Here is an 11,467-nt window from a genome sequence, read left to right on the forward strand (position 1 = left end):
AGTGTTAAGATAAAAAACGGTTTTGGGCAGCAAAGATAGAAAACAATAAGGAAATATAACAATAAGGAGAGAGTAAATATGGTAAACATCATGATCGTTGAAGATGAAAAACCAATTTCAAATCTGATCGCATTAAGTTTAAAAAAGGTCGGTTATCATTGTGAATGTGCATATGATGGACTTTCTGCGATCGATATGATTGAAAAGAAATATCCAGATTTGATCTTACTTGATATTATGCTGCCCGGAGCTGATGGATTTGAAATTTTAGAATATGTAAAACCATTAGATATACCAGTGATCTTTCTCACAGCGAAAGGAGAATTGTCTGATAAAGTAAATGGATTAAGACTTGGTGCAGAAGATTATATTGTAAAACCATTTGAGATTATGGAGTTATTAGCAAGAATTGAAGTCGTATTAAGACGATATAAAAAGCTAGATCGCATGATTCGAATTTTAGGATTGGAAATCGATACAGATTCAAGAACTGTATTAAAAGATGGTGTTTATATTAATCTGACAAAAAAGGAATATGATATTTTGCTGTTATTTGCAAGAAATCCAGGAAGTGTTTTGTTTAGAGAAATGATTTATGATCGTGTATGGGGTGGAGATTATATCCCTGGAAGCAGAACCGTTGATCTTCATGTACAGAGAGTGCGTAAAAAAGTTGGATGGGAAAACTATTTGATATCTGTTCCAAAGATGGGATATCGTCTGGAGGTAGCAAAGTGAAATTTCGTTGGAAATTAATGATCGTGACAATGCTGATCGTATCATTTTCTTTTGGATTTGGAGGAATGCTTTTAATTCAGTATTCTTATGAAGCTTCCATAAAACAGGAAAAGAAATCAGCAAGAGGTTCTTATGAGATGATCTTAAGAATGTTAAAAGAAATTGATGAGATGGATGATACTTATCAAAACCAGACGTTTGTAAGTGTTTTGAAACGATTAAACAGACAAAGATTGTTAAGAGACAGCTCTGTTCGTTTGTTAAAAGAAGAAGATGGTGTAGTACAGTGGAAACAGCCACTTTATTATAATCGGAAAAATGACAATTTTAGAAACAGTAGTGGATTTTCGAGCAAACAAGGGAAGGCTGTGATATTTAAAAATAAAAATAGAGTTTTTTATCAGATTACAAGCAAGATCACTTATGGAAAAGAAACGATGGTGTTTCAAGGTTCCTATGATATTTCTGAAGTTTATGAAACAAGGCATCAGCAACTCATAAGTTTTCGTAAGATTTTCATGGTAGTTATAGGAATGGAGATTATCTTATCATATTTTCTTGCATCAATTCTTACAAGGCCATTGCAAAAATTATCACAAGTTTCAAAACAGATTGCAGATGGTGATTATTCGGTCAGAGTATCAGTAAATACAAAAGATGAAATTGGAGAACTTTCAATTAATTTTAACTATATGACAGAGCAATTGGTAGAAAAATTGATGAAATTAGATCAACTATTAAAAAATCAGGAAGAATTTATGGGAAGTCTTGCCCATGAGATGAAAACACCGCTTACGTCGATTATTGGCTATGCAGATTTGATGCGAATTGAAAATCTTTCGGAAGAGGAACAAAAGGAAGCATGTGGGTATATTTATTCGGAAGGAAAGCGTCTTCAAAATTTATCATTAAAATTAATGAATCTTCTTGTTTTAAAAAATCAAGAGTTTCAAATGAAGAAACAAAATCTTGTGCCAATGATTCATGAGGTGATATCTTCTATGCAGTATCGGCTGCAAGAACAGAAAATTTTAGTGAATTTAAATCTTAAGCCAACGATTTGTGAAGTGGAAGCAGATCTTTTAAAATCATTGATTTTAAATTTAGTCGATAATTCCTTAAAATCCATGAATGTGGGAGGTATTTTGACAATTGAGTGTTGCCCAGCGCAGGAAGGGGCAAAGATCTATGTTTCAGATACAGGTTGCGGAATGCCAAAAGGAGAACTTGATAAAATTACAGAGGCATTTTATCGGGTTGACAAATCAAGATCAAGAAAACAAGGAGGAGTAGGCTTGGGGCTGGCTCTATGTAAAGAAATAGTGAGAATTCATAAAGGTGATATGGAATTTATCAGTCAGGAAGAAAAGGGAACAACTGCGATCATAACCATTGGAGGAGGACATTATGAGAAGACAGATTAGAAATGTTCTTTTAGTTATAACAGCATTTTTGTTGACGGTTCTTTTTTGCTTTTTTCCCAATATTCAGTCCAGATTGACAGACTGGAAAACTTTTGGAAAAAGTGAGAATTTATCTTTAAATCCGGTGGAAATTTCAGTGGAATCTACACAAACAACATTGGAAAAATTAAAAATTATCAATAATCATATTTTGAGTGTGTCAGTAAGACCATCATCAAGAACAGTGGATGGAAGAGATGTAGAAAAAACAGCTAGAAAGCAGATCAATCAATTGTTTGAGAAAATGAAGATTTCTTATCGGGTGAATTCTGACTGGAAAGTTACATATAAAAAATTATATACATACATTACAAAACAAAATAATACTACAACAACAGATACGGAAACTTCTGTGTCAAATGTTAAAAATCTTTTAGTTTGGTATGTGACATTAGTGCCGGATGCAGCACAGGAAGATGAATCTGTTAATATGATCATGGATGCGTATACAGATCAGATTCTTGCAATCGATGTGTATTCGTATGAGTATACGCAAAACTGGAAAGATATTGCGAAACATATCGAAGATATACCGTCAGGTTTTTTGTCATATTTGAATCTAAAACAATCAGAATTTGGGCTTAAGAAGAATCTGCTTGGAAATGCAAGTGTATTACAGCAATATGAAAAAGCTAAATCAGCAAAGAATCCATATACAAAGATTTCAGGAAGTGGAGGAGTTTACGCAATACAAAATAAAAATCAGACATATATTCCAGTGGAATGGAGCGGATATGGATTTATGATCAATAATGTGTACAATAACTGATGCAAAAATGATACGATTTTCTCTTGTATTTTGAAAGCTTTCTCTCTATAATAAGTGATTGGAACCCTACAAATATAGTAGGATACGATAGAAAGGTTGAAAGCATGAGTAATATTAATATTTCATATAAAGAATTAAAACAGTTAGAAGAAGGAAGCTATCAGCTTCTTGATATGAGAGATGAATCAAACACATCTTATGGAATGATCCCCGGAGCTGTAGTGGCAGCAGATGAAGAAGAACTTGCAGCACAGGCAAAGGAATATCTTGATCAAGGAAAGAAAGTCATTTTATACTGCACAAAGGGAATCTTCAGCAAAGAGGCAGCAGAGAACTTGTCAGAAGAAGGAATCGATGTTTTGAGCTTAGAAGGTGGATACACGGGGTGGCTGTTATCTCTGATGAAAGAAGAACAGGAAAATGATCAGAAAACAGAGCAGAGTAACAAAGAAGCCGAAGGTAAAGGAAAGAAAAAAGAACTGACAAGAACACAGGAAATCGAAAAGAGTATCCGAAAGAAGTTCCACAAACAGTTATTTTCCAAATTTGTAAAAGCAATCAAGACATATGATCTTGTACAGGAGAATGACAAGATTGCAATCTGTATCTCTGGTGGAAAAGATTCCATGCTGATGGCAAAATTATTTCAGGAGTTAAAACGTCATAACAAATTTCATTTTGATCTGGTGTTTTTAGTAATGGATCCTGGATACAATGAGATGAACCGACAGATCATCGAGAATAATGCCAAATTATTAGATATCCCGATCACAGTCTTTGAATCTGATATCTTTGATGCAGTATATGAGATTGAGAAATCCCCATGTTATCTGTGTGCAAGAATGCGCCGCGGATATTTATACAGCAAAGCAAAAGAACTTGGATGTAATAAGATCGCTCTGGGACATCACTACGACGATGTTATTGAGACGATCCTTATGGGAATGCTTTACGGAGCACAGGTGCAGACAATGATGCCAAAACTTCACAGCACAAACTTTGAAGGAATGGAGTTAATCCGTCCGATGTATCTGATCCGTGAGGACGATATCAAACATTGGAGAGACTATAACGGATTACACTTTATTCAGTGTGCATGCAAATTTACAGATACTTGTACCACATGTAATCCGGATGGTGTAGCTAAGTCTAAGAGGATGGAGACAAAACAGCTGATCGCAAAGATGAAAGAGATCAATCCATATGTAGAATCCAATATTTTTAAGAGTGTGGAAAATGTCAACTTAAAGACGATCATTGCATATAAGAAAGATGGAGTGAAACATTCATTCTTAGATACTTATGATCAGGAAAATGAATAAAAATATAAATAAAGAGCACAGAGGTCTGTAACAAACCTTCTGTGCTCTTTTAATATGATCATTCTAAATTACAAAATTTCCTTTTAAAAATCATAAAATTATTCATCGTCTTCTTCAATTTCAACAACCTGACGTTTTCTGGCAGCTTCATCATTTTCCAGATATTCATCATAAGTACATTCTTTATCGATCAGACCATTAGGAGTAATTTCCATGATACGGTTTGCTGTCGTCTGTACGAACTGATGATCCTGAGAAGTAAATAATAATGCACCAGAAAAATCTTTTAATGCTTCATTTAAAGCAGTGATAGATTCCATATCTAAGTGGTTTGTAGGTTCATCAAGAAGTAAGATGTTTGCACCGCTGATCATTAATTTCGATAACATACAACGAACCTTCTCTCCTCCAGATAAAACACCGACTTTCTTTAAAGCGTCTTCTCCAGAAAATAACATACGTCCAAGGAATCCACGGACAAATGTTGCATCTTTATCTTCAGAATACTGAGTCAGCCATTCGACGATCGTTTCATCCTGACTGAAGTCTTTTGTATTATCTTTTGGGAAATAAGACTGAGTTGTAGTCACTCCCCATTTGTAAGAACCAGAATCAGGTTCCATCTCTCCAGATAAGATCTTAAATAATGTTGTAGCAGCTAATGTGTTAGGTCCTACGAAAGCAATCTTATCCGTTGGTTTCATTAAGAAAGAAATATTATCTAAGACTTTCACGCCATCGATCGTCTTTGTAAGATTTTCAACAACCAAAGCATCATTTCCGATTTCACGGTTTGGTTTAAAGTTGATGTATGGATACTTACGACTGGATGGTTTTAATTCATCTAACTGAATCTTATCTAAGGCTTTCTTTCTGGAAGTAGCCTGTTTTGATTTGGAAGCATTGGCACTGAATCTTGCGATAAAGTCCTGTAATTCCTTCATTTTTTCTTCTTTTTTCTTATTCGCTTCTTTCATCTGTTTTGTAAGAAGCTGGCTGGATTCATACCAGAAGTCATAGTTTCCAGAGAATAACTGAATCTTCGCATAATCGATATCTGCGATATGAGTACATACCTTATTTAAGAAATAACGGTCATGAGATACAACAATAACTGTGTTATCAAAGTTGATCAAAAATTCCTCTAACCAATAAATAGCATCTAAGTCTAAGTGGTTGGTAGGCTCGTCAAGCAGCAGGATATCTGGATTTCCAAATAAGGCCTGAGCAAGTAAGACTTTGACTTTCTGTGAGCCGTTTAAGTCAGCCATTTTTGTGTAATGGATATCACTAGGAATTCCAAGACCATTTAATAAAGTGGCAGCATCAGATTCTGCTTCCCATCCGTTCATATCAGCAAATTCGCCTTCTAACTCACTGGCACGGATACCATCTTCATCTGTGAAGTCTTCTTTTGCATATAAAGCTTCTTTTTCTTTCATGATCTCATATAGTCTCTGGTTACCCATCATAACCGTATCAAGGACGATATGATCATCGTATTGATAGTGGTCCTGTTTTAAAACAGAAAGACGCTGTCCGGAAGTGATCGTTACATCTCCCTTAGAAGGTTCAATCTCTCCGGAAAGAATTTTTAAGAAAGTGGATTTTCCTGCTCCGTTGGCACCGATCAGTCCATAGCAGTTACCTTCTGTGAATTTAATATTTACATCTTCGAATAAAGCACGTTTTCCTAAACGTAAAGTTACATTATTTGCCTGAATCATTGTATAACCTTTCTTTTTGATTTATAATTAAATAGAATCGCTCTTTTCATTTTACAGAAAAGCCAGAGTTTTTCAAGTAAAAATTGCATTGTGCAAGTAAAAATACTTGACAAAGACGGTAAAATTCGCTAAACTAACATCTGGTAAAGGAAAATTGCTTTACAGGAGTATCAGATGGAACGAATCGTAGAACAGAATTTATTATATGATTTTTACGGCGAATTGTTGACCGCGCATCAGAAGGAGATTTATGGTGAACATATTTTGAATGATATGACAGCTACGGAGATTGCAGCTGAGTTTGGAATTACTAGACAGGCAGTGCATGACATGATCCGGAGATGCGATAAGATCTTGACAGATTATGAAGCAAGACTCCATCTGGTAGCGAAGTTTTTGACGGCCAAGGAGAAGATCAAAGAGATCCATACCTTATCCAGAAGGCTTCTTAGAGAAGATAAAGAGCAGATGAAAGAAGACATCAGGCAAATAGAATCTGTATGCAATCAGGTTTTAGAAGATTTATAACTTAGATGAGGTGAATCAATGGCATTTGAAAGTTTATCCGAGAAACTTCAGGGTGTATTTAAGAACTTAAGAAGTAAAGGCCGTTTAACAGAAGATGATGTAAAAGCGGCAATGAGAGAAGTTAAGAGAGCTTTACTAGAAGCCGACGTTAACTTCAAAGTCGTAAAGACATTTATCAAATCTGTACAGGAAAGAGCCGTAGGACAGGATGTATTAAGCGGACTGAATCCAGGACAGATGGTAATCAAGATCGTAAAAGAAGAGATGGAAGCATTGATGGGATCTACGATGACAGAGATTCAGCTTCGTCCAGGAAATGAGATTACGATCATTTTGATGGCAGGTCTTCAGGGTGCAGGTAAGACAACAACTTGTGCAAAGCTTGCCGGACAGTATAAGAAGAAGGGAAAACGACCACTGTTAGTAGCCTGTGACGTATATCGTCCAGCAGCGATCAAACAGCTTCAGGTCAATGGAGAGAAAGTCGGAGTACCAGTCTTTACAATGGGAGATAAGCAGAATCCAGTAGATATTGCGAAAGCTTCCGTAGAACACGCACAGAAGAATGGAAACAACATCGTAATTCTGGATACAGCAGGGCGTCTTCATATTGATGAGAATATGATGACAGAGCTGATCGAGATCAAAGATAAAGTTGATGTATTCCAGAGTATTCTGGTCGTTGATGCCATGACGGGACAGGATGCTGTCAATGTGGCGAAAGAATTTAATGAGAAAGTCGGTATTGATGGAGTTATCATCACGAAGATGGATGGTGATACACGAGGTGGTGCAGCACTTTCTATCCGTTCCGTAACAGGAAAGCCGATTTTATATGTAGGTATGGGAGAGAAACTTGAAGATCTTCAGCAGTTCTACCCAGACCGAATGACAAGCCGAATTCTTGGTATGGGAGATGTATTATCATTGATCGAAAAAGCAGAGCAGACGATCAATGAAGAAGATGCACTTCGCATGACGGAGAAGATGAAGAAGGCGGAATTTGATTTTAACGATTTTCTTGATCAGATGGATCAGATGAAGAAGATGGGTGGATTATCCAATCTGTTATCTATGATTCCGGGTATTGGAAATAAGATGCAGGGACTTGATATTGATGATGGTATGATGGATAAGACAGCAGCGATCATTTATTCCATGACGAAAGAAGAACGTGCAAATCCTAAGATCATCAATGCTTCAAGAAAGAGAAGAATCGCAGCAGGAGCAGGAGTTCCACTTGCAGAAGTTAATCGCTTATGCAAACAGGTTCAGAATCAGAAACAGATGATGAAGCAGATGTCAGGTATGTTTGGTGGCAAAGGTGGTAAAAGAGGTGGATTTAAATTACCTTTTTAGGCCTTAGTTATAGAAAATAATAATTAATTTAGAAAAGAAAGATTTTTGGAGGTAAAAACAAAATGGCAGTAAAAATGAGATTAAAAAGAATGGGACAGAAGAAAGCACCTTTTTATAGAGTAGTAGTAGCAGATGCTAGATCCCCTAGAGATGGTAGATTCATTGAAGAAATCGGAACATATGATCCAAATCAGGATCCTAGCGTGATCAAATTCGACGAAGAAGCTGCTAAGAAATGGTTAGCAACAGGTGCTCAGCCTACAGATACAGTAGCTAAATTATTAAAAGCTGCAGGAATCGAAAAATAGTCAGATTTAAGACAGGAGGCAGTGCATGAAACATTTATTAGAAGTGATTGCAAAAGCCCTCGTTGATCAGCCAGATAAAGTGACAGTTACAGAAAAAGAAACTGCCGATGCAGTCGTATTAGAACTTCATGTTGCAGAAGGTGACATGGGGAAAGTAATTGGGAAACAGGGAAGAATTGCAAAAGCAATCAGAACTGTTGTCAAGGCTTCGGTTGACAAAGGTGACAAGAAGATTGTCGTTGATATTCAATAAGAAGATGAAAGCTCACAGGATGTATAGAGAATATACAGCTTGTGAGCTTTTTAATTATGTAGATTATCTGATAAAAAATAAGAACGCCCTTGAAACATTTAGCTTCAAGGGCAGTTTTAACTTTTATAAGTGTTAGTCTTTTGGTAAATTTAGCTTATCAGATTTCTCAAATAAGGATTGAATCTCAACAAGAGAATCTTCCAGAGAATCTTCAATTGCTTTTAATTTATCAGCATCAACATTATAATTTAAAAATAGCTGTTCAATATTCTCGGTAATATGATGACCCAGATGGGAAATCAGAAGGAAAGTATTGAAATTGTGACTGTTTTTAGCGTTTTCAAAACGTTTTAGATCTTCTGTGATAAAATCAATGATTTCCTGATCACTGGCAAATTTACCATGTACCATAGCATATGGTTGCATACGCTGTAGGAAATATTTGTTGTGTCGTGTAATGTTAAAAACATAAGAAACAATCAGTCCATCGCCAAGATCAAACTCAGCAATGTGCATAATACTATTGAACTCTTTAATAGAGGTAGCACCTAACTGACGCAGGTTAATATTGATAAAATCTCCGGTTACAGTATTTTGATTCATAAGATCACTCTCCTCTCATAAATATTATATTCCATAATTTTTCATTAAGCAAATCGGATCAAAAGAAATACAGAACATACGGCAATAGATAAGATCATCATAGGGAATCCAATCTTAAAATATTGTCCAAATGTGATAGGATGTCCATTATTCTTACTAATACCAGATAAAACAACGTTTGCAGAAGCACCGATCAGAGTTCCGTTTCCGCCTAAACAAGCTCCAAGTGATAATGCCCACCAGATTGGAGTGACATCCATTCCTTCTGACTGCATGGTAAGAATCATAGGAATCAATGTTGCAACAAATGGAATGTTGTCTAAGAAAGAAGATACAATTGCGGAAACCCATAAGATGACCATCATTGTAACAACCATATTACCATGAGTAATAGAAATTAATCCATTTGCAAGCATTGTGATAACGCCAACTTTTTTCATACCACCGACAACGATAAATAATCCAATAAAGAAAAGAATGGTTGGCCATTCAACTTCTGAAATGATTTCTTCAGGTTCCTGTCCGCCGATCAGAAGCATGATACATGCCGCAGCGATTGCAACGGTGCAAGACTGCACGCCTAACTGATCATGGAAAATAAAGCATAAAGCAACGAGAATGATAATGATCACGCTTTCATGCATAAGTTTTCTATCTTTGATCGCTTTGTTTTCATCTAGCTGCATGACTTTGGCAATGGCTTCATCTTCTACAAACAACTTTCTTCCATATATAAAATACATACAGATCAAACCAACGATGATAACCAATATAGTAGCTACACCTGTATTTAAAATAAAATCTACGAAACTTAATTTCGCTGCACTACCAATCATGATGTTAGGTGGGTCACCGATCAGTGTAGCGGTACCACCGATATTGGAAGCCATGATCTGTGTGATAATATATGGCACAGGATCAACTTTCAAGATATTTGTGATAGCTAAGGTCATTGGACCAACTAACAATACAGTCGTAACGTTGTCAAGCATTCCAGAACATACAGCTGTGATCAAAATAAAGATGACCATGATTGGCCAAGGACGACCCTTTGCAATCTTTGCAGCTTTGATCGCTATGTATTCAAAGATACCAGAATTCTTAATAACTGCAACTAAAAGCATCATTCCGACAAGAATGCAGATGGTTTCTACATCGACTGCGTCAATACAATCTTCAATCGAAAGAATGTGGGTAAGCACCAAACATGCAGCACCAGTTAATGAGGCAACTGTATTGTGGACCTTCCCTGTGATGATAGCGCCCATCGTACATAAAAAGATGACGATCGCTATGATTTGTTGTAATGACATAACAATTTCCTCCTAAAAATAAACTCATTATTATAATAGACCTCTTTTCAAATATTGCAAGGGAAAAATAAAAAAGAAGCCATAAATATGACTTCTTTAACAAAATTTTGACACTACTTTATATGATTATCATATAAGAGTAATTATAAATTTGTAACAATCTGATCATAAAGATCAAGTTGACAATGCTGTTCAGAGACAGAAAAATGTTTACAGTTTAAACAGCTTGGTGCTTTTGCATCATCTCCAGTACTGACGTTCTTTACGGAATGATCACAGCCACAAGGACAATACTGGCTGCATTCTTCGGCAACTTCTTGATATACTTTGTTTTGATTTTTCATAATATAAAAACCTCCTTATAATAAGTACTCACAGAATCACGTGGAAAGAATTCTGTGAGTACAACAATAGATGCCTTTATATTATGTACAAATTTATGCTGGATAATTCAGATTTTTATCATCTGCAACGTATAAAGCATTTTCAAGATAATGATCTGCAAGATAATTTGCCATAGGAAGATTCATATCAAGATAGTTACCACAATCTTTTGCGCTGGCACCAGGCACATCACCTTTGAAATCTCGAATAAATTCAAAGGTACTTATAATAAGAGGAAGTACATCTCTTGAAGAGAGATCGCCAGCTAATATAAGATAGAATCCAGTACGGCATCCCATTGGACCAAAGTAAATAACTTTATCCTGCCATTCTTCATTGTTTCTTAAATAAGTAGCAGCCAGATGCTCGATCGCATGCATCTCTGCAGTGTTCATGACAGGCTCACGATTTGGAGCTGTCATACGAAGGTCGAATGTTGTTAAAGTTTCAGAACCAACAGCGTCTTTGCGAGAAACATAAACGCCAGGCAATAATCTTAAATGGTCAATTGTAAAACTTGCTATTTTTTCCATGATAGGTTTCCTTTCTTATATGAAATGTATTTACATCATATTATAACGTGAAAACAGAGGAAAATCTATGAAATAAAATTAGTTTCTAAAAGATGAAAAAAGTAGTTGACATACTGTATACAGCTATGGTAAGATAATCAACGTCGCTGAAAGAGCGGCGGAAAAAT

General features: G+C 35.9%; 13 protein-coding genes. 8 read left to right on the forward strand and 5 right to left on the reverse strand.

Annotated elements, in window-relative coordinates; genetic code table 11:
- The first annotated feature begins 78 nt into the window (after positions 1–78).
- The 4 genes from OCV53_RS07755 (at position 79) to OCV53_RS07770 (ending at position 4,292) form a co-directional block, all read left to right on the forward strand.
- On the forward strand, positions 79–738 hold the full coding sequence (locus tag OCV53_RS07755) for a response regulator transcription factor (RefSeq protein WP_022374603.1): 660 nt from the start codon (positions 79–81) through the stop codon (positions 736–738).
- Complete coding sequence (locus OCV53_RS07760; RefSeq protein WP_055197501.1) at positions 735–2,162, forward strand: sensor histidine kinase; 1,428 nt, start codon at positions 735–737, stop codon at positions 2,160–2,162. The genes OCV53_RS07755 and OCV53_RS07760 overlap by 4 nt, the downstream gene beginning before the upstream one ends.
- Entirely contained in the window at positions 2,146–2,970 is an 825-nt protein-coding gene (locus OCV53_RS07765) for a hypothetical protein (protein ID WP_022374601.1), read from the forward strand. The genes OCV53_RS07760 and OCV53_RS07765 overlap by 17 nt, the downstream gene beginning before the upstream one ends.
- A 104-nt stretch (positions 2,971–3,074) precedes the next feature.
- Entirely contained in the window at positions 3,075–4,292 is a 1,218-nt protein-coding gene (locus OCV53_RS07770) for a PP-loop family protein (protein ID WP_055197502.1), read from the forward strand.
- Positions 4,293–4,390: 98 nt separating this feature from the next.
- Here OCV53_RS07770 and OCV53_RS07775 read toward each other — a convergent pair whose 3' ends face one another.
- Positions 4,391–6,019: an ABC-F family ATP-binding cassette domain-containing protein gene (locus tag OCV53_RS07775; RefSeq protein WP_055197504.1), complete on the reverse strand. Its 1,629-nt coding sequence runs from the start codon at positions 6,017–6,019 to the stop codon at positions 4,391–4,393.
- A 174-nt stretch (positions 6,020–6,193) separates the two neighbouring features.
- Here OCV53_RS07775 and ylxM point away from each other — a divergent pair, with 174 nt between their 5' ends.
- From ylxM to OCV53_RS07795, 4 genes are all read left to right on the forward strand, one after another.
- On the forward strand, positions 6,194–6,547 hold the full coding sequence (gene ylxM, locus OCV53_RS07780) for a YlxM family DNA-binding protein (RefSeq protein WP_055197506.1): 354 nt from the start codon (positions 6,194–6,196) through the stop codon (positions 6,545–6,547).
- An 18-nt stretch (positions 6,548–6,565) separates the two neighbouring features.
- Entirely contained in the window at positions 6,566–7,906 is a 1,341-nt protein-coding gene (gene ffh, locus OCV53_RS07785) for a signal recognition particle protein (protein WP_055197508.1), read from the forward strand.
- Positions 7,907–7,968: 62 nt separating this feature from the next.
- Positions 7,969–8,214: a 30S ribosomal protein S16 gene (gene rpsP, locus OCV53_RS07790; RefSeq protein ID WP_008392930.1), complete on the forward strand. Its 246-nt coding sequence runs from the start codon at positions 7,969–7,971 to the stop codon at positions 8,212–8,214.
- 25 nt (positions 8,215–8,239) lie between these two features.
- Entirely contained in the window at positions 8,240–8,467 is a 228-nt protein-coding gene (locus tag OCV53_RS07795; RefSeq protein WP_008392928.1) for a KH domain-containing protein, read from the forward strand.
- 132 nt (positions 8,468–8,599) lie between these two features.
- Here the strand turns inward: OCV53_RS07795 and OCV53_RS07800 are convergent, their stop codons facing one another.
- From OCV53_RS07800 to OCV53_RS07815, 4 genes are all read right to left on the reverse strand, one after another.
- Positions 8,600–9,070, reverse strand: coding sequence for a hypothetical protein (locus OCV53_RS07800; RefSeq protein WP_055197510.1), 471 nt, complete (start codon positions 9,068–9,070; stop codon positions 8,600–8,602).
- Positions 9,071–9,114: 44 nt separating this feature from the next.
- Positions 9,115–10,383: an ArsB/NhaD family transporter gene (locus tag OCV53_RS07805; protein WP_055197512.1), complete on the reverse strand. Its 1,269-nt coding sequence runs from the start codon at positions 10,381–10,383 to the stop codon at positions 9,115–9,117.
- 143 nt (positions 10,384–10,526) lie between these two features.
- Positions 10,527–10,727, reverse strand: a complete 201-nt coding sequence (locus tag OCV53_RS07810) for a hypothetical protein (RefSeq protein ID WP_055197514.1) — start codon at positions 10,725–10,727, stop codon at positions 10,527–10,529.
- A 93-nt stretch (positions 10,728–10,820) separates the two neighbouring features.
- Positions 10,821–11,300: an S-ribosylhomocysteine lyase gene (locus OCV53_RS07815; protein ID WP_055197516.1), complete on the reverse strand. Its 480-nt coding sequence runs from the start codon at positions 11,298–11,300 to the stop codon at positions 10,821–10,823.
- Between the last annotated feature and the right edge of the window lie 167 nt (positions 11,301–11,467).

It is taken from the genome of Anaerostipes amylophilus (assembly GCF_025567365.1).
Taxonomy (GTDB): domain Bacteria; phylum Bacillota; class Clostridia; order Lachnospirales; family Lachnospiraceae; genus Anaerostipes; species Anaerostipes amylophilus.